A 19018-nucleotide genomic window follows, 5' to 3' on the forward strand; every position below is an offset into this window, starting at 1 on the left:
GATCTAAAGCCACCATTTCAATTTGATCACGTTGAGTAGAGTTATGTTTCGTAAGCATCAAAAATCACCTCAGAATTATTATTACTATTATTTTATATGAAAAAAGACTGTAAACAAACTAGATTTTCGCTAGTTTGTCTACAGTCTGGAACCGTGGATTATTCCACGGTTCTTTTTTTTGTTATTATTCTGTTGTATTATCGTTTGAATTGTTATTATTCTTTCTCCCACTGTTTTCAGTTGGGGGAGTGGTGGCTTCTACATCAGGTGGGGTTTGCTCTTCTTCACCTTCTGTTTCGCCTTCGGTGTCACTGCCATCATCAACCTCATCTTCATTTTGGCCATTACCGTTGCCATTACCGTTACCATTACCGTTGCCATTACCATTACCATTACCATTACCATTACCATTTTCATTTTCTTGGTCTGCTGTTTCTTCATCTCCCTCAATCGGAAGCTCTGGTACATCTACCTCTGGTTCAGGTACTTGAACCTTTGTGGCAGCCTCATTACTACGGTTTTCATTGTCACTGTCACTAACTGCAACAACTTTAAAAGCATATATAGCTCCAGGAATAACATCTGCTATTTCATAACTCATATCCTTTGATTTATTAACCACTTGATATGGACCTTCATCAATTGATTGACTTACTTCAAACGTAACATCTGCTAATTTACTCTCATCATAATTCCAATTGATGCTTATAGAATTTGTAACTTGATCATAGTTGATGTTTAAGTTTGATGGTTTATCAAGAGTTTCATACTTTTTAGATACTTTTGTCGGTTCAGATCCTTTAACAAAATACTCATACGTAATTCGATTAGCCGGAGTATATTCACTAGCTAATACAGCATCCTTTGAGCCTTTTTCTATTGCTTTCTTTACAACGCTATTAGGTTGCTCAAAGTCGGAAGAATCTCCAGCAGCAACTTGTGAAAAGATTTCTTTAAACATCGCTCTTGCAAGTTTCTGATCTGAAGAGTCTAGATATACCTTTTCACTGTCTTTTGATACATTATATCCAGTCCAAACAGCAGCTGTGTAGTTAGGGTTATATCCTACAAACCATGCATCTTTTGCTGCTCCAGAAGGGATATTGTATTTTGCTTTATCTTCATCTGAAAAATTAGTTGTACCTGTTTTACCTGCAATATTAATACCAGGTATTTGTACCGATTGACCAGTACCATACGAGATTACTGATTTCATCATATCTGTGATCATAAACGCAGTATAATCACTCATTGCTGCTTTTGGTTCAGGCTCTAGACTTATTTCAGTACCGTCACTTAAAACAATCTTCTTAACAGCATGTGGTTCAATGTACATTCCGTTATTTCCGAACGCACTAAATGCACCAGCCATTTGAAGCGGGGAGACACCTTCATCAAATCCACCAATTGAATAAGATTCGTAAATATTATCTAAAGGGATACCTAAGCCTTCTGCAAATTCTTTTGCTTTATCAAGACCTACCTCTTGCATTGCTTTTAGTGCTGGTATATTTCTAGAGTCTGCTAAAGCTTGGCGTATGGACATCTGTCCTTTGTAGCTAAGATCCCAGTTATTTATAGGTGTTTTTCCATCACTATAAGTATAGGGCTCATCAACTAGCTGATGATAAGTAGACCATTTTAAATGCTCAATTGCTGGACCATAATCTAAAACAGGCTTAATTGTTGAACCTGGCTGTCTTCTTGTATCTGTTGCATAATTATATCCACCGACAGGCTGGTTACGTCCACCACCAATAGCTCGAATTTCACCTGTTTGAGTATCAATTAAAGAAATACCTGCCTGTAAGTCATCATCAGGGAAATTCATAACATCACCATTTAACACATTTTCAACTGTATCTTGTGCATCAGGATCTAATGTAGTATAAATTTCTAATCCGGCAGTACCAGCATCAATATCTGTTTTTTCCTTTACTTCTTCTATGACTTCTTCAACAAAAGCATGGTACGGGTTTGCTTTTTCAGTAGCTTCTACAACAGTAGAATTTACTGGAATACTTTTTGCTTCTGTAGCTTCTGCTTCAGTAATAAATCCATGCTTTGCCATTAAGGTTAAAACAATATTTCTGCGTTTCTCGGCATTTTCTGGATGAGTTCTAGGGTTATAGTTATTAGGACTCTGTGGTATCCCCGCAATCATAGCTGCTTCGTGTAGCTCTAGCTCTTCTAAGTCTTTATCATAAAATGACTTGGCAGCTTGAGAAATTCCATATATATTGCCAGGGAAGTAAATTTTATTTAAATACATTTCTAGAATTTCCTGTTTAGAGTATTTTTGCTCTAATTGGAAAGCTAACCATAATTCTTGAACCTTACGAGTAACTGTCTTATCTCTGGTTAAAAGGGAATTTTTTATTACCTGCTGTGTAATAGTACTACCACCCTCAGCACCAAATCCTTCTTGAACATTGGCTACAAATGCTCCTCCAATTCGGATAAAGTCAACACCGTTATGCTCATAAAACCTCGCGTCCTCAGTTGCTAAAACGGCATTTTCTAGCACTTTTGGAATCTCGTCATAAGGGACATAGGTTCGTTTTACTTGTCCAAATTCACTAATTTCTTTACCATTCATATCATAAAGCTTTGATGAAAACGAATCTTTTAGTTTCTTTTCATCAAGTGGTGGCGCATCAGAGACAATTACTGCAAAAGCGATACCTCCAACAAGCATTCCGAAAATTCCTAATGCAAGGATACTTAATAATATTTTTTTCCAAAGACCTGATTTATTTTGTTTTTTCTTATTTTTCTTTGAAGTTTGATTTGCTTGTCGTTTTTTACGTTCTTCACGACTTTTATATTGTTCAGCCATGTACATCATCTACCTTTCATAATAGGTTATATATACGAGGAAATTAATATATTCCTCTCAACCTGTTAAAACCTACAAAAACTTAGATATTTCAATTAGACGTATTAAATCTTACTATCTCTTTCTTTTCAAACAAAAGGAGAGGAATTCACCAACAAGGTAAGTATACTTTTTAATCAGAATTACAGATTCATTTAAAGCATCTTAAAAGTATAGTTTATCGATAATCTTCAGATAGTCAATCCTTGCTTGATATCCGATAGGAATTTTATACCCTACTTTATTTATTTCTTCAATTGTTATTGATTTTCTACCGCCATTTTGCTGACGTTGCCAAAAAATAAAAAGATCTTCAGCTTTTACATAATAAAACTCGTTAAACGCAGATAAAATGACAAAGCATACCCCGCCTTGCTTTACTACATTTTGCATATGCTCAATTTGATGAGCATGGAAATTTTGCAAAGGAAATGAGGTCTTATTTTTTGTCTCTTTTGCTTCAAAATCAATATATTTTGCTCGGTATATACCATTATAATCTGTTGTAGAGCTTTGTTTAAAATAAGCTTCTTTTATGACTGCAGCACTTCGTCTTGGGTAATCAACGTTAACAATTTGGACAGGAGTAGGCTTTTTATGGATAACAGCAAGCTGATGCTCTAGGTAGTATTTATTTGTTTCATTTAAGTCCTCTTCAAGTGACATACCACGGTTACTATATGTAAAAGAAGGCTGTTGTTTTTTTCGTGCTTGTTCTTTGGGCTCATAAGCCTTTCCGTTAGGATAACGAAAGATCATACTGGACCTCCTTTTTAAAACTACACTTATCATACCAAAAATAAACGAAAAGTAATGATATAAAAGTTTCAATTTTGTTAATGTGTACATTCCACGTCCTTAGGTAACCATATTAATAGAGGTGGAATGATGATTAATATTTTTGATAATAAGAGCTTATATACAGACAAAGAGATTATTACATATATAGAAAATAAGACAAGAAATATGAATTATGACAATATCTCAAGAACTAAAGCTTATGAAAATTATTACTTTCGTTTAGAAGAAATACAATGGGCATTATTAGCCGGTATGGTATCTCGAAACGCCGGTTGGAGTATGACTGATTTAAAAGGCATTTGGTTTCGAAAAGCTCTCAATGAACAAATGAGGAGCTTGCTGTTTATGACATATGAACGAGCTAACTGGATGATTTTTCAGGATGCATTTCCTCAATTATTAGTTTATGAGTTCTCAAAAATATTAAATAAACCTTTATTCTATTTATTAAACCACTTTAATGTATCCATTTTTATGATAAAGGAATGGGAGCTATTTTGGAAAAAAGGTAGAAAAGACCGTTTGGTGAACGCATTAATTATAAATGAACAAAATGTTATACATAAACCAGTAATAGAACATAAGCTTTATAAAAAACATGTATTTAAATCATTGGATTTTCGTTTACAGGATTTACTTCATTTCAGTACAGTTGTGTTTCCAACTTTAAATGGCAAATTATTTGGTTTTTCAGTGAATCAATTTACTCAATTAACAAAACGTATTGAATTAGGAAAACGCCTTTCATGGCTTTTGTTTCATTCAGGTCTGTATGATGAATTTGTCAATTTTGCGAAAACAGTTGTACATACTGGTACTAGATATGATTATGAAATTTTTATGTCTGGAAATAGAAAAAGGAAAACACCTTTATTACGTACAGCATATCCAATGGTTTCACATTCTTTAGACGAAAATAAAAAAGATTGGTTTCAACATCAAAATACTAATAAATGGTTTAAGGACATTGCGATCCCTAATAAATATGAATTAACAGATTGGTTTAATCATAAGCAAGATCAACTGCATTTATTAACGATTCTAAAAGAATATAACCGTAATGGGTAGAAAAAAAGCAAGGATAAAAAATTATCCTTGCTTCCTTTTCATGTAGTAATACTAGAACCAGTTAATCCAATTTCTTCTTAAGTAGATGGACGGTTTGGTCCATCTAATTTTTTATCTCCTGGAAGACGAGCTTTATCCTCAGATGTTTGTTGTTTATCGTTTGGTTTTTTTGCCATTTTAAGCACCTCCTAAATCTTATTTTGACCTATCATACGAAATTCCATGCAGTCGATTTTAGATGTCGAACATTGAGTTAATTCACTTTCTTTGACGAAAAGAAACTAGTTTTGTCAATCAAGAAGGTTGTGAAGAATAGTTGACGAATACTAGCAACAAGGGGAGGGAGATTTATGAATACAATTATATCTAGAAATGAAATTGAAGTGAAATTAGCAGAATTGGAAAAAGAATTGATGAAGCTTGAGGATAGTCTAAATGCAAAACTCTCTAAAGATAATGATATAGAATCTAAGCTTATTGATGACATGAAGCAAATAGATCACCATGTAACAGATATAATGTTATGCCTCCAAACAGAACAATCACATAAAAAGAATGATCGAAATAATATACGATCTTCTAGCTTTTCGTTAATGGCAACAAATGCCTAAACTCTATATGTGCGTGTAGATAAGGAATTTGATATGATTAGGGAAGAGGTGAGTAATATGAACCTGATCATGTCATCTAGAGAGCTTTTCCTAATTCTAGACGATTGTAAAAAACGGTTTGAATCTATTAATCAAAAACCAGAAAAAACGGAAGAGTTGTTTTATCAAGATGTAAAACCGATGTTTGAATTAGCCTTGGATAAAGTGCAAACGTGGAAACCTTTAGCTGAAGCATGGGTAAAAATGAATAAACCTAAATATATTCATTCGGCGCAAATTGATTCAACAATTGATAACATTGAACAAATTGTATTGCAATCTTTTTATAAAGATATAAACAAACAAAGATTTCATAATCTTTATAATTCAGTTGAATATGTATTGAGTAGCATACTTAGTGAAATAGAATGCTCACAACACAATGACTAGCTATAATAGTTAGTCTTTTATTTTTGGCTATGTTTAAAGTATGGATTGAAAGGCTCTGTTTTCTCATTGAAAACAGAGCTTCTTTGAATTAGACTTTATTTACTCCTCAACTTTAATCGTAACAGGACGATCACCCTCAGAAGCAACGGGTTCGATTGCGTATCCAAGATGTTCTGTTTCTTTTCCTTGTACAGGTTGATCTTGTTCAGAGATAGTAGGTGCATGACCTTTTTCTTTATGATTAAAATGTTTTCCTCGTGCCATAAGCAAATAACCTCCTTTTTATAGATACTCTCCTAATATGAGCAATCTAAAGAGCAATCATGTAATTTAAATTTTTACAAATAAAAAAGTTATAGGGAATTTCCTTCACCTAGTGGGCGGATACATCATAATATATAAAAAAGAAGGTTCAACGCTAAGAGGAGGAATAAGTTTGAATCAACACTATCCTTATTTTGTGAAAAGATCACAAAGAAGAAGGGAAGATTATTATCAAGGATATCCAAATTATAATGATGTTGAACAACAACCATTGCCTTTCAATTCAACACCTAATATGAACGGTTATAATACTCACCAAATGCCATACTCATACCAGCAGCCGTATCAGCAGCCATATCAACAAAATCAGCAACAACAATTTACCGGTAATTATAATGGATATCATAATATGAATCCTCATTTTCCAACACCATATCCAAAGCCAATGCCATATTTAAAACAACAGCCATCATCAGGATTTCAAAATGTTCTTTCACAATTCAAAAAAAATGACGGTCAATTTGATTTTAATAAGATGATGGATACTGCTGGTCAAATGATGAATGCTGTTAACCAAATGGGAGGATTATTTAAAGGAGTAACCTCAATATTTAAACCTTAAGTTTTTGTTTAGCTACAATAAAAAGGGGAGAAAAAACTCCCCCTTTGATTTTAATCAAGTTTTCTTTCGTAAAAACTCTTTTGCAAGTTGTTGCTTAACCTCATTATAAGATAATCCAGAATTTGCATTTAATCGTTTAACTTCCTCAATATCTGTGTTCGAATATTTCTTAGTGTTCATAGTTTCCATAACAGTACCTTCTTTCTTTTCTACTCCTTAGGAAAAAAGTGTTTATTTATGCCACGCTCTCTTACTTCATTTATGTGCTGCCAACTCGCTTAGTTAGGAATTTTTTTCTGGTTATAAAAGAGATTTGACTTGAGTACAAATAATAAATTATATTAACAACTCGTAGACTTCATTTAATTGATTACCTCTAATAAAGTCCTGCTCATTAAATGCGTATTTTATTTCATCTGGTAATACATTATTTAAGAACTGAACCTCATCATCTTCTAAAGCAAAAACAAATTCACGTTCATTTGAGAATGATTTTTTCTCCAATTTTTCCACAACTCGATGACAAACAGAACTTCTATCATAATTCGACAAAGCTTCTTTTAAGTATCTTAAAGTGAAATCCATATTCATCATTCCTTAAAAAAATTTTTTAAATCGCTTGAAGCATCATTATTGCTAATGTAAGGGTTGTCTTCTGTGACATCATCTTTATCAAGATTTGTTTTAATTACAAGACCAGGCGATGGTGATGGATCTGCAATTAGTCGATCGTTAAGTTCCTTAAAATCTGGTAGCTTGTCGTTTTGGTTGTTACTTTTCATTGTAAGCACCTCCATTTCTTAGTGTTTGAATAGGGTGTTATTTCTTGCAGAACAATTTATGGTTTTTTTATTTCATTAATTTGTGTAAATAGAGATTAATTACATGGTCAATTACAGATTAAATATAAATTTTTTATGTAAAGATAGAAGAAAGAAGGGGGGAATAACTGTGCGAAAAAAACATGATATAAAAAAAAGTGACAGTACAAACTCTGCTAAAGATCTAGCTAAAGATCCAACGCCAGAAGAAAATCCAAAGTACGGTAGTAAGTCACATAAAAATAGTTAACAAAGAGGCTAGGATATATGTATTTGAGCTAATGATAAATCCGAATTATTAGGTGATATTTCAATTAATCATTCCCCTAATAGTTCGGGTTTTTATATGCTTTTGATTTTTGTATACGATTTCTAGTGGAATAAAGCGGAAGACACTACGAGACATTGGCACCTAAGGGACTAGAAGAAGAGCTGAGACCCCGGAGGCGTAGCTCAGGAGACTCAGTTTCATACTCGGCGAATGGAGTGTCTGCAGCGCAATCGAACGAACTTGTTTCTTTCAGCTTAACAGCATTTAGATTCATTAGTCTTTTTGTATGATTTCTTTAATTATGTCCTAACCTCGTTTTATGTGTTGCTCTTATGTTATCGGAGCGGAAATTATGATTGAGAGTCATCTTGTATTAAAATCGTTTTTGATTTTTTAGGTATAGTAACAAGAAGAGATCCTTTTTTATATGTTGTTTTAATTTCATGTTCTTTAACAGGATAAGGTAATAGAATCGTTTTTGATAAGCTATCTAACGAAGTATAATTTCGGAATGTTGAGGAATTTTCATTATATTCCTTAATTTCCTCACGGTTTGTAATTTGAATCGTTAGGTATTGGTCATATAGCTCTAAATTTATTTGCTCTTTCTTAACTGGTGGGATTTGCAATTCGATTACACATGTTTTATCTGTTTCAAAAGTGTTAACTGCTATCGAGTTTAATGGCAAAGATTGTTGCATTATAGAATCAAATTCACTCATAAATTGTTTTAAAGGCTCTGAGCGAAAAAATTGGTCAACAATTTTAAAAAAGTCTAAGCTCTCTATTTTTTGTTCCTCATTTTTATTTATTAGTTCGTCTTTCTCCTTCATTTTTTCTCCTCCTTATAATAGTGATAAAAGTCAAATTATTATATGAAGAAGTTAAAAAATGGTTATTGTTGATGGTTATTTCACAAACATTATTGTTAACAATTCAATCAACAGCTTAAAAATGAATTTAAAGCCAGCTTGCTTCATAAATCGAATTCCTTTAGTGACAAAAAGATTGTTACCATCACCAGTCGTTTAATTACAATAATTAAAGGAATATTGTTTAATCCAATTCCCAAACATTAAAATACTTTATTTACGAACGTTTATTCGGTAAAATAGAGAAGACATATATCTAATCAGCAAATGTTTAACATCACATAAAAAAATTTATTTATGTTGAAAACACTTTTTTCGCAAGATATTTCCAGAAATGTTCCTTATATAATGAGGTGAAAGCATGGAATTTAGAAAAACATTAACAAGTCTTTTACAATCTTTGAAGGAAGATAAGGAGTTTACCGATCAGATTGTACATTGGCATACCATACCAGCAAAAGAGGCGAATTCTGTTGAAATGCCTAAAGAATTAGATACTAGATTGAAAAATGCACTAGAAAATAGGGGAATATCGAAGTTATACTCACATCAAAATGAAGCATTTTCATATGCAAATTCAGGTTCTGATTTTGTTGCAGTTACTCCTACAGCTTCTGGCAAAACATTATGTTATAACTTACCGGTTTTACAAAAGATCTTACAAGATGAAACGAGTCGTGCATTATACCTTTTTCCTACAAAAGCATTAGCACAAGATCAGAAATCAGAGTTGAATGAAATAATTTCTGAAATGGGAGTTGCCATAAACTCTTACACCTATGACGGTGACACATCACCTGCCATCCGTCAAAAGGTAAGAAAAGCGGGTCATATTGTTATAACAAATCCTGATATGCTACATTCAGCTATCCTACCTCATCATACAAAATGGGTTTCATTGTTTGAGAACTTAAAATATATAGTGATTGATGAACTCCATATATACAGAGGAATCTTTGGAAGTCATGTTTCTAATGTAATAAGAAGACTTAAACGAATTTGTGAGTTCTATGGAAGTAATCCACAATTCATTTGTACTTCTGCCACAATTGCAAACCCTAAGGAACTCGCCGAAACCTTAACTGGAAGACAGGTTAAATTAATCAATGAAAATGGTGCACCAGCAAGCAAAAAGCATTTTATATTTTATAATCCTCCTATTGTTAATAAACCATTGAATATTAGAAGAAGTGCGACATTAGAGGTTAGAAAACTAGCAGGTAAGTTTTTAAAAAATAAAATTCAGACAATCGTATTTGCTAGAAGCCGAGTTAGAGTAGAGATTATTTTGACCTATTTACATGACTTGGTGAAAAATGAGTTGGTGAAGAAATCAATTCAAGGATATAGAGGTGGCTATTTACCAAAGCAAAGAAGAGAAATTGAAAAAGGCTTGCGTAATGGTGAGGTTTTAGGAGTCGTTAGCACGAATGCTCTTGAACTTGGTGTTGATATTGGAAGTCTACAGGTGTGTATAATGACAGGTTATCCTGGAACAATCGCTAGTGCTTGGCAGCAGGCTGGTCGGGCCGGGAGAAGGCAAGGAGAAGCTGTGATTTTAATGGTAGCAAGCTCAAGTCCACTAGATCAATACATTATTCAAAATCCCCGTTATTTCTTTGAACAAAATCCCGAAACAGCCATTATCAATCCTGATAATCTAGTAGTTTTGGTTGATCACTTGAAATGTGCTGCATTTGAACTTCCTTTTAAAGTAGGTGATACTTTTGACGGGTTAGAATTGGAAGATATCCTTCAGTTTTTAGCTGAAGAGAGAGTGTTGTATTTTAATAATGAAACATATCATTGGATGAACGATTCTTTCCCTGCTCATAATATTAGCCTTCGTTCGGCATCACAAGAAAATGTCGTGATCATTGATCAATCTGACATAGCAAATGTAAAAGTGATAGGGGAAATGGATCGTTTTAGTGCCATGACTTTACTTCATGATGAGGCGGTATATTTACATCAAGGAGTACAATATCAAGTAGAAAAGCTTGATTGGGAAGAGAAAAAAGCGTTTGTTCGAGAAGTAGATGTGGATTATTTTACTGATGCGAATTTGGCCGTTCAGCTCAAAGTGCTTGAGGAAGATATGATTAAAAAGGATCATAATGCTATGTTTGGATACGGAGATGTTACTGTACAAGCAATGGCAACGATTTTTAAGAAAATCAAATTTGATACACATGAAAATATCGGCTCAGGGCCTATTCATTTACCTGAGGAAGAGCTTCATACAAACTCAGCATGGATTAGTATTAATGAGAATGTAGTAGAAAGACTTTCATTAAAAAGAGTAGAGGAATCCATAATTGGTGCTGCTCATGTTTTACAGCATGTAGCACCATTAAAGGTAATGTGTGATCCATCTGATTTACATGTTATTGCGCAAATTAAAGCAGTTCATAATGGGAAACCAACTATATTTTTATACGATAGATATCCAGGTGGAGTAGGGTTGTCAAAAAGAATATATGAAACAATTAATGATGTAATTAATGAAGCTTTACAGTTAATAGAGTTTTGTCCTTGTACAGAAGGCTGTCCTTCATGCATTGGAGCTGATATTGTTTCTAAATCAGCAAAAAATGATACCCATTTTCTACTTAGCAATATAAAGGATGGAACAAAAAATGTCGTTGAAAAATAAATTAAATAGGTTAAAGCAAAACATTGTTAGAGAGAATGATTTACCGATAGAGCAACAAAATAAAGGTACTTCTAGCCAGAATGATCTTAAATGGAAGGAACATAACATTGAGATTTGTCATTTTGAAGGACAAACATGTTTTATAAGAGAAGTTATCTATCCTCTTAATTTTAAGCACGGACATTATAAGCTCGGAGATTTTCATGAGATTGTCGGACTTTGGAATGAAAGTGATTCTGTTCATCCATTATCATCAAAAGGTCACAAGTCTAGTGAACTTTTTTTCTTTGATACTGAAACTACAGGGTTAGGTGGGGGAGTAGGTAATACAATCTTTTTACTTGGTCAAGCACAAGTGTTTCATGATCGTGTTGTGATCAGGCAGTATTTATTACCACAGCCTGGAAATGAAATAGCACTTTATAACTGTTTCTTAAAAGATATTAATAGTAAAACTCTAGTCACTTATAATGGAAAAGCATTTGATTGGCCCCAGGTAAAAACACGTCATACGTTAATACGAAACTCTGTTCCGAGTTTACCTGCATTTGGGCATTTTGATTTATTTCATGCAGCTAGGAGACTCTGGAAAAATGAATTAGAATCAGTTCGTTTATCAAAGGTTGAAACAGATATATTAGGCATTAAACGTGAAAATGATGTTCCAGGATATTTAGCTCCTATGATTTATTTTCAATTTGTAAAGCAGCACCAGCCTGAAATCATATCAGGAGTTTTAAAGCATAATGAGATTGATGTATTATCACTAATTACACTTTATATCCATTTATCTTTAATAATCTTAGAAACAGATCAAAAAGCTAGCGGTGAAGAGCATTATGAGATTGCGAGGTGGCTAGATTATGTAGGAGATAACAAATCAGCTATCTCTGCTTATGAAAGTCTTTTGAATAAGAAAACAAATAAGGAAGATCAAGCTTTACTCGCTTTATCAATGCATCATAAGAGACAGCAAAATTGGGATGTTGCGGTTAAGGTATGGGAAGAAATCATTCATATGAATAGATCTGGAACACAAGAAAAAGCTGCAATTGAGTTAGCAAAATATTATGAACATAAAGTGAAGAATTATAAAAAAGCGATTTTATATTCTGAAATGGTTTATAAACTAATAAATGAATGTAGTGACTCTAAAAAGACCAATGATACTGAAATTACTAAAAGGCTAAACAGGTTAAAAATAAAATATGCTAAAAATATTCCCCGGGCAAGCGCAGGAAGTGAGTGATTTCGCCAATAATTGTATAAATCTTAAGATTGTATGAATTTATTAAATAGTAATTGTAGCTTTTTGTTGAACCATGTAAAATAAATGATTGTAAGACGTTAAAGAAGGAGAAGGTATTTGTGTACAAAGGTATTTTATACTTGTTTTTCATTGTTATTGTTTTAACAATCTTTATTTTTACAAACTTCAAGGAAAGTTTTTATGCTTTTTTATAAAAATTAGGTTTTTGCATTAGTACATGTATGTACCTTTCATCATAGGCTATGAGTGTAAGATAAGTTAAAGAATTGAAAGGAGAATGTAACATGCATTGCAAACCTAATGTAATGGCACCAATTATACACCCTACAAAATGCTGTGTTAACCATAACTATTCAGAGACGATCGTACCACACATTCATCCACAACACACAACAACTGTAAATAATGAGTTCTTTAAGCACCAACACTATTTCCCGCAAACTCAATCTGTAGAAAATGAAGTAGCACATCAACATTTTAATGTGTATGGTCCGACTCCAGGTTATGGTCAAGGAGCACCAGTTCCTCGTCCAGGATTTGGCCCTGGCCCATTTTTCGGATAATTTATATTGTAGGGAGCAGGAGCTGATATTTCAGCTCCTTTCTTATTTTTTTAATTTCTCATTTTCTTTTGTTATAATGTATCAATATAGCTCGTATAATGGTAAGGTGGTTTACTTGAAAGTAGTAACGGTATCAGGATATAAGTCATTTGAGTTAGGAATATTTAAAAATGATGATCAAGCTGTAACTTATATAAAAAAAGCAATTCAAAAATCTCTAAATTCTTTAATTGAGGATGGATTAGAATGGGTTATTATTAGTGGTCAAATGGGTGTTGAATTATGGGCTGCAGAAGTTGTCTTTGATTTGCAACTCGAATATCCAGATCTAAAGCTGGCAATCTTGACACCTTTTCTAAGCCAAGAAAGCAAATGGAATGATATAAACAAAGAATATTATGAGTTTATTGTATCTCAAGCTGATTTTGTAGAAAGTATAACAAAGAGAGAGTATGAAAGTCCTTTACAATTTCGTCAAAAAAACGAATTTCTTATTAATAAAAGTGATGGATTATTACTAGTATATGATGATGAAAAACAAGGTTCTCCTAAATTTTTAATGGATGTAGCAAGGAAAAAGCAAGAAGTTAACAACTATTATATAGAAACAATTAATTTTTCTGATCTACAGGTAGTTGTAGAAGAGGAAAATATGAAAAATAATGATCTATGGTAATCATAACCAAAACTTGTTTTTCTGTAATTTACTATCAAAAAAATAACACAGAATATCATTTAAATGGGTTGCACAGTTTGAAAATGAAAAAAGTATGCGAAAACAACTAAAAAGAAAAATTGACATTTTGTCATTTTTCTGAAAAAATAAAAGTTGATGACTTCGCTAAATGAGGTGAATAATATGCTTTCAGATAAAGTAAAATTAACAGCTAAAGAAATTTTAGAAAAAGAATTTAAATCAGGAGTTAGAGGCTATAAACAAGAAGAAGTAGATAAATTTCTTGATCTTGTTATTAAAGATTATGAAACATTTCATCAAGAAATTGAAGATCTTCAACAAGAGAACTTGCGTCTGAAGAAACAACTGGATGATACATACAAAAAACAAACACCAGTTCAAACAAATACAACGAATTTTGATATCTTAAAAAGGTTATCTAATTTAGAGAAACATGTATTTGGAAGTAAATTGTATGATTGATTAAACCTAAAATCTTCCTCTTGTTTTATGAGAGATTTTTAGGTATACTAAGTCTTGTTGTTAATAACGTTCAGGTGATCGCTGCAATCTCTAGGATTGTAGAGGAAAGTCCATGCTCGCACGGTGCTGAGATGCCCGTAGTGTTCGTGCCTAGCGAATTCATAAGCTAGGGCAGCTAAAGCTTATTGCTTGGCTGACGGCAGGGAAAAAGCCTAAGTCCATTGGATATGGCTTGAATACCTTGAAAGTGCCACAGTGACGGAGTCTTGCGAGAAATCGTAAGAGTGGAACGAGGTAAACCCCACGAGTGAGAAACCCAAATTATGGTAGGGGCACCTTCTTGGAGGAATTGAACGAAGAGAAGGACAAGAGCTTTTAGCTTTTGTAGATAGATGATTACCACCTGAGTACGAGGCTATGCCGCTTGTAGTACGATGGAACAAAACATGGCTTATCGAACGTTATTAATTAGTTAATAAATAATTACTAACAAAGGGCTGATTATATCAGTCCTTTTTTTGTAGGATTAGAAATAATTTTGTTTGGATGTTAGAATAAACGTTATATTAAACATAATAAATTGTGCATAATCAAAAGTGGTGTTTTCTTTTATACATATAAAATTATTGGATATAATTTATATAAGCAACCTTCGTAGACTTTGTTAATTTTAATTTCAGCATCATCACAGTTTCTACCAGGAAATAATAGAAAATTATCAACAATCTTAAGAATAACATCTTATAAAAAGAGGTAAATATGTACATAAACCTTTGAATTAAAAATAGTAAGGCAGGGTGAATAATGAAAAAATTATCTTTGATTGCAACATCGGCAATGGGGTTAGAGGCAATAGTAGGTAAAGAGGTAAAAGATCTTGGATATGACTGTCAGGTTGAAAATGGTAAGGTTATGTTTGAAGCAGATGAAATGGCAATATGTCGCTCGAATTTATGGCTTAGAACAGCTGATCGTATAAAAATTAAAGTTGGAGAGTTTCAGGCAAAAACCTTTGATGAATTATTTGAGAAAACAAAGGCACTAAACTGGGGTGATTATCTACCTGTTAATGCTGAATTTCCTGTTATAGGTAAATCAGTAAAATCTACATTACATAGTGTTCCAGATTGCCAAGCTATAGTAAAAAAGGCTGTAGTTGAAAAAATTAAGTCACACTATAAAACTGAAGGCTGGCTAAGTGAAAATGGCCCATTTTATCGAATTGAAGTAGCTCTCCTAAAGGACATTGCCACGATTACTATCGATGCAAGTGGGGCTGGATTACATAAACGTGGCTTTAGAATGGATCAAGGTGGAGCACCTATTAAGGAAACACTTGCAGCAGCACTTGTTCTATTAACAAGATGGAATCCTGATCGTCCATTTGTAGATCCTTTTTGTGGATCTGGAACAATTCCACTTGAGGCAGCTATGATCGGACAAAATATAGCACCTGGCTTTAATCGAGATTTTGCATCTGAGGCATGGGATTGGATTGGGAAAGACAAGTGGGATATTGCTAGGCAGGAAGTAGAAGATAAAGCTAAATATAATCAACCTTTGGATATTCAAGCTTCAGATATAGATCACCGTATGGTAAACATCGCAAAAGAAAATGCGGAAGAAGCAGGCCTTTCAGAATTTATTCAATTTAAGCAAATGCAAGTAAAGGATTTCACAACAACAAAGGAATTTGGTGTAATCGTTGGTAATCCTCCTTATGGTGAGCGTTTAGGAGAAAAAAGAGAAGTAGAACAATTGTATAGAGAAATGGGACAGGCTTTCTCTTCATTAGATACATGGAGTATTTATATGCTAACATCTCACGAAGGCTTTGAAGAGTTATATGGTAAACCAGCTACAAAGAAGCGGAAATTGTTTAATGGTTTTATTAAAACAGACTTTTACCAATATTGGTCAAATGTTCGTCCTCCTAGAAATTAAGAAGAATTAATGATCGTATTTTCTGTTATAAGGATAAGAAAGTTGATATAATCAGAAAAAAAGGAGTGTGTGTTTATGCCATCAATAACAGAACAGCTTGGACCAAAATATTTCTCCCTGGATGCAGCAAAAGTTGATGCTAGTCCAACAGAGTTTATTATTACTAATGATGACGGAAAAACCTACTATATAGTAACACCCGAAACATTAACAGATGAATTGCTTGGGATGGGCTATAAGACGGTTGAAAACGAAGGGTGATTTTTACTCTTCGTTTTTTGTTGTGTAGAATATATCTAGCTATAAAAGTGGCGAGAAACTGAAATTACAATTCATTTCTTGATTGAATATATGTTAAAGGATTTGGTCATACTTAATATTATGATTATCACACATAGTGAAAGGTGTGAAATAAGAAAATGTATTATAATGACCAATTTGAAATGATTGCAAAAGCTTTAGATTCAACTAAAAAGTCTTTGGAAACACAAGTTAACTTTGATGATCCTGCCATACAGCAGGTTGATAAAGCAAAAGAAGCAATGATTGAGTCGTTGGCTCATGCAACATCAATTGATCATCAGTTAATCATAGAAACAATGTTTAATCACTAGGTAGTTAGAGTAACTCACTAAGAGTAGGCTCTTTTTTTTTGCCTTGGTGAATCAAAGGGTAAAGGCTAAATGGCTTAGTTTAAAAATTAAATGAAGGAAAATAAGAACTATCTTTAAAGCTATAGATAAATAAATAATATGTTATGAGTTCTATCTATTAAGTGTAAATAAATTGACTTTTTTCATTATAAAGAAGATAATTAAAATTTACGGTAAAAATGAAAAATATGGAGGTAACGTCTATGGTTACATCACGTTTGCCTTTTGCTATATCAAAGGATGAGAGCTTTTACCAAGCTTTAAATAACTGGATTGGAGATGTTTTTTATGATATCCTTCCAGACCAAGGCTTTGAGTTAAGAGATGAACAAATCTTCATGGCTTTTCAATTAGAGAGAGCATATCAAGAAAAGAAGGTTATGTTTGCAGAAGCTGGAGTAGGTACTGGTAAAACCATTGTCTATTTGCTTTATGCATTATCTTATGCGAGATATACTGGTAAACCTGCAATAATTGCATGTGCAGATGAAACATTAATTGAACAATTAGTAAAACAGGAAGGCGATATCGCCAAACTAACTAAATTTCTAGATTTGAATATGGATGTAAGATTAAGTAAAACACATAGTCAATATTTATGTTTAAACAAACTAGATGATACAATTCAAAAAACTGGTGAAGAAAAATATTTAGATCTCTATGAATCATTACCTGATTTTGTCCATGAAAAAGCAGGAATGCAGCATTTTACTCCTTATGGAGATCGAAAAGAATTTGGCCATTTTTCAGATGAAGAGTGGGAACGTGTTGGTTGGGATAGCTTTCAAGACTGTTTCACTTGCAATCAAAGACATCGTTGTGGTTTAACATTGTCTCGTGATCATTATCGTAAAGCAACTGATATCATAGTGTGTTCTCATGATTATTTTATGGAACATGTGTGGACGTTTGACTCTCGTAAGCGTGAAGGTCAAATTCCTCTTCTACCCGAATATAGTAGTGTTGTGTTTGATGAAGGGCATCTATTGGAGTTTGCTGCTCAAAAAGCTTTAACATACCGAGTAAAACAGAGTTCATTGCAAAACTTTTTAGAAAGATTATTGCAAAATGAGATTCGTGAAGAGCTTGCGTATTTAGTTGAGGATGCATTAGCAATTAATGATGAATTTTTTGACGATCTTCAAGCATATACAAGTCATGTTGAAGGATCTGATCGTTTAACAATAACGAATAAAGAAAAATTAAAGAAAAATGCTAGCGTTCTTCAAAGTAAGTTAGCGGAAATCAGTGAAGCACTTGTTTTTGAAGGTGAATTATATACCATTGGTGATTATGAATTAAAAATAGTAGAAGAGTATATAGATCAAATGGAGTTTTCTCTCTCCTTATATACAAAAAGCAAAAGTGCTGTTAGTTGGGTCGAGGAAAAAGATTCTGATTATACATTAGTTATTATGCCTAGAAAAGTAGAGGAAGTTCTTAAAGAAAAAGTGTTTTCTGCTAAATTACCGTTTATCTTTTCTTCTGCTACTCTTTCTGAAAATAAATCATTTGATTTCATAGCAAGTAGTTTAGGAATTGGTGATTATCTATCATTATCTGTTGAATCACCTTTTGACTATGAGGAACAAATGCAACTTCAGGTCATAAAAGAAGAAGATAGCTCAGTTAAATTTACAAAAACAATAAAAGAGCTTATTCAGACTGAAGGTAAAGGGCTTGTTCTCTTTAATTCAAAGGCTGAATTAAGTTGGTTTAAAACAAAAATGGAATCAATAAATATTGAGTTTCCTGTGCTATTTGAAGGTGACAAAGAAATTAGTTCATTGGTAAAAGAGTTTCAACAAAATGAAAATTCGGTTCTATGTGCAGTTCATCTATGGGAAGGCTTAGATATACCAGGTTCTTCATTATCTAATGTAATTATTTGGTCTTTACCATATCCTCCAGAGGATCCTGTCTTTGAAGCGAAACGATCTGATAAAAAAGATCCGTTTCATGATGTTGATTTACCATACATGTTGTTGCGTTTACGACAAGGTGTTGGTCGTTTAATTAGAACAAGTGAAGATCGTGGATTTATAACTATTTTCACTTCACAAAATGATGAAGCTAACATCGAACAAATTCAATCTGTTTTACCAGTAAAATCAGTTATTAGATAGACAGGAGCAT

At 33.0% G+C, this 19018-nt stretch carries 22 protein-coding genes and 1 other RNA gene; 15 read left to right on the forward strand and 8 right to left on the reverse strand.

Annotated features, from left to right (window positions below):
* Positions 1–184: 184 nt before the first annotated feature.
* Complete coding sequence (locus JOC75_RS00005) at positions 185–2839, reverse strand: penicillin-binding protein 1A (protein WP_204952094.1); 2655 nt, start codon at positions 2837–2839, stop codon at positions 185–187.
* 204 nt (positions 2840–3043) lie between these two features.
* Positions 3044–3634 (reverse strand): Holliday junction resolvase RecU, encoded by a 591-nt coding sequence (recU, locus tag JOC75_RS00010; protein WP_338036556.1) that lies wholly within the window; start codon positions 3632–3634, stop codon positions 3044–3046.
* Between the two features lie 132 nt (positions 3635–3766).
* On the opposite strand from recU, the gene JOC75_RS00015 reads away from it, so the two are divergent.
* On the forward strand, positions 3767–4747 hold the full coding sequence (locus JOC75_RS00015; protein ID WP_204952096.1) for a DUF2515 family protein: 981 nt from the start codon (positions 3767–3769) through the stop codon (positions 4745–4747).
* Between the two features lie 77 nt (positions 4748–4824).
* Here JOC75_RS00015 and JOC75_RS00020 read toward each other — a convergent pair whose 3' ends face one another.
* Positions 4825–4923 (reverse strand): spore protein, encoded by a 99-nt coding sequence (locus JOC75_RS00020; RefSeq protein ID WP_193559341.1) that lies wholly within the window; start codon positions 4921–4923, stop codon positions 4825–4827.
* A 174-nt stretch (positions 4924–5097) separates the two neighbouring features.
* Between JOC75_RS00020 and JOC75_RS00025 the strand changes: the two genes are divergently transcribed.
* Both JOC75_RS00025 and JOC75_RS00030 read left to right on the forward strand, forming a co-directional pair.
* The gene (locus JOC75_RS00025) at positions 5098–5358 is read left to right on the forward strand and encodes a hypothetical protein (RefSeq protein WP_204952097.1); all 261 of its coding nucleotides are present in this window, start codon (positions 5098–5100) and stop codon (positions 5356–5358) included.
* A 57-nt stretch (positions 5359–5415) separates the two neighbouring features.
* Entirely contained in the window at positions 5416–5787 is a 372-nt protein-coding gene (locus JOC75_RS00030) for a DUF1798 family protein (RefSeq protein WP_204952098.1), read from the forward strand.
* 99 nt (positions 5788–5886) lie between these two features.
* Here the strand turns inward: JOC75_RS00030 and JOC75_RS00035 are convergent, their stop codons facing one another.
* On the reverse strand, positions 5887–6051 hold the full coding sequence (locus tag JOC75_RS00035; protein WP_204952099.1) for a hypothetical protein: 165 nt from the start codon (positions 6049–6051) through the stop codon (positions 5887–5889).
* A gap of 295 nt (positions 6052–6346) precedes the next feature.
* On the opposite strand from JOC75_RS00035, the gene JOC75_RS00040 reads away from it, so the two are divergent.
* Positions 6347–6673 carry a YppG family protein gene (locus tag JOC75_RS00040; RefSeq protein ID WP_338036557.1) on the forward strand — a complete coding sequence of 109 codons (327 nt, stop codon included), beginning with the start codon at positions 6347–6349 and terminating at the stop codon, positions 6671–6673.
* 54 nt (positions 6674–6727) lie between these two features.
* On the opposite strand, the gene JOC75_RS24105 is transcribed toward JOC75_RS00040, so the two are convergent.
* The 4 genes from JOC75_RS24105 to JOC75_RS00055 all read right to left on the reverse strand — a co-directional run bounded on the left by JOC75_RS24105 (position 6728) and on the right by JOC75_RS00055 (position 8598).
* The gene (locus JOC75_RS24105) at positions 6728–6862 is read right to left on the reverse strand and encodes a hypothetical protein (RefSeq protein WP_275580275.1); all 135 of its coding nucleotides are present in this window, start codon (positions 6860–6862) and stop codon (positions 6728–6730) included.
* 147 nt (positions 6863–7009) lie between these two features.
* Complete coding sequence (locus tag JOC75_RS00045) at positions 7010–7258, reverse strand: sigma-G-dependent sporulation-specific acid-soluble spore protein CsgA (protein WP_204952100.1); 249 nt, start codon at positions 7256–7258, stop codon at positions 7010–7012.
* A 5-nt stretch (positions 7259–7263) separates the two neighbouring features.
* Complete coding sequence (locus tag JOC75_RS00050) at positions 7264–7455, reverse strand: hypothetical protein (protein WP_204952101.1); 192 nt, start codon at positions 7453–7455, stop codon at positions 7264–7266.
* Positions 7456–8115: 660 nt separating this feature from the next.
* Positions 8116–8598 carry an Hsp20/alpha crystallin family protein gene (locus JOC75_RS00055; RefSeq protein ID WP_204952102.1) on the reverse strand — a complete coding sequence of 161 codons (483 nt, stop codon included), beginning with the start codon at positions 8596–8598 and terminating at the stop codon, positions 8116–8118.
* Positions 8599–8656: 58 nt separating this feature from the next.
* On the opposite strand from JOC75_RS00055, the gene JOC75_RS00060 reads away from it, so the two are divergent.
* From JOC75_RS00060 to JOC75_RS00110, 11 genes are all read left to right on the forward strand, one after another.
* Positions 8657–8797 carry a hypothetical protein gene (locus JOC75_RS00060; protein ID WP_204952103.1) on the forward strand — a complete coding sequence of 47 codons (141 nt, stop codon included), beginning with the start codon at positions 8657–8659 and terminating at the stop codon, positions 8795–8797.
* 201 nt (positions 8798–8998) lie between these two features.
* Positions 8999–11293, forward strand: coding sequence for a DEAD/DEAH box helicase (locus tag JOC75_RS00065; protein ID WP_204952104.1), 2295 nt, complete (start codon positions 8999–9001; stop codon positions 11291–11293).
* On the forward strand, positions 11277–12542 hold the full coding sequence (locus JOC75_RS00070; protein WP_204952105.1) for a ribonuclease H-like domain-containing protein: 1266 nt from the start codon (positions 11277–11279) through the stop codon (positions 12540–12542). Before JOC75_RS00065 ends, JOC75_RS00070 begins: the two co-directional genes overlap by 17 nt.
* A 305-nt stretch (positions 12543–12847) precedes the next feature.
* A complete protein-coding gene (locus JOC75_RS00075) occupies positions 12848–13126 on the forward strand; it encodes a CotD family spore coat protein (protein ID WP_204952106.1) in 279 nt (92 codons plus the stop codon).
* A gap of 115 nt (positions 13127–13241) precedes the next feature.
* Positions 13242–13802: an SLOG family protein gene (locus tag JOC75_RS00080; RefSeq protein ID WP_204952107.1), complete on the forward strand. Its 561-nt coding sequence runs from the start codon at positions 13242–13244 to the stop codon at positions 13800–13802.
* 183 nt (positions 13803–13985) lie between these two features.
* Entirely contained in the window at positions 13986–14285 is a 300-nt protein-coding gene (gene gpsB / locus JOC75_RS00085) for a cell division regulator GpsB (protein WP_146946097.1), read from the forward strand.
* A 66-nt stretch (positions 14286–14351) separates the two neighbouring features.
* An RNA gene (gene rnpB, locus JOC75_RS00090) (RNase P RNA component class B) lies at positions 14352–14744 on the forward strand.
* A 345-nt stretch (positions 14745–15089) separates the two neighbouring features.
* Entirely contained in the window at positions 15090–16229 is a 1140-nt protein-coding gene (locus JOC75_RS00095; protein ID WP_204952108.1) for a THUMP domain-containing class I SAM-dependent RNA methyltransferase, read from the forward strand.
* A gap of 75 nt (positions 16230–16304) precedes the next feature.
* A complete protein-coding gene (locus JOC75_RS00100) occupies positions 16305–16490 on the forward strand; it encodes a LolA-like protein (protein ID WP_204952109.1) in 186 nt (61 codons plus the stop codon).
* A 158-nt stretch (positions 16491–16648) separates the two neighbouring features.
* Positions 16649–16843 carry a hypothetical protein gene (locus JOC75_RS00105; RefSeq protein ID WP_204952110.1) on the forward strand — a complete coding sequence of 65 codons (195 nt, stop codon included), beginning with the start codon at positions 16649–16651 and terminating at the stop codon, positions 16841–16843.
* 242 nt (positions 16844–17085) lie between these two features.
* Positions 17086–19008 (forward strand): ATP-dependent DNA helicase, encoded by a 1923-nt coding sequence (locus JOC75_RS00110; protein ID WP_204952111.1) that lies wholly within the window; start codon positions 17086–17088, stop codon positions 19006–19008.
* Positions 19009–19018 lie beyond the last annotated feature (10 nt).

Origin of the sequence: Metabacillus crassostreae (genome assembly GCF_016908395.1) — a bacterium.
Lineage (GTDB): Bacteria > Bacillota > Bacilli > Bacillales > Bacillaceae > Metabacillus > Metabacillus crassostreae.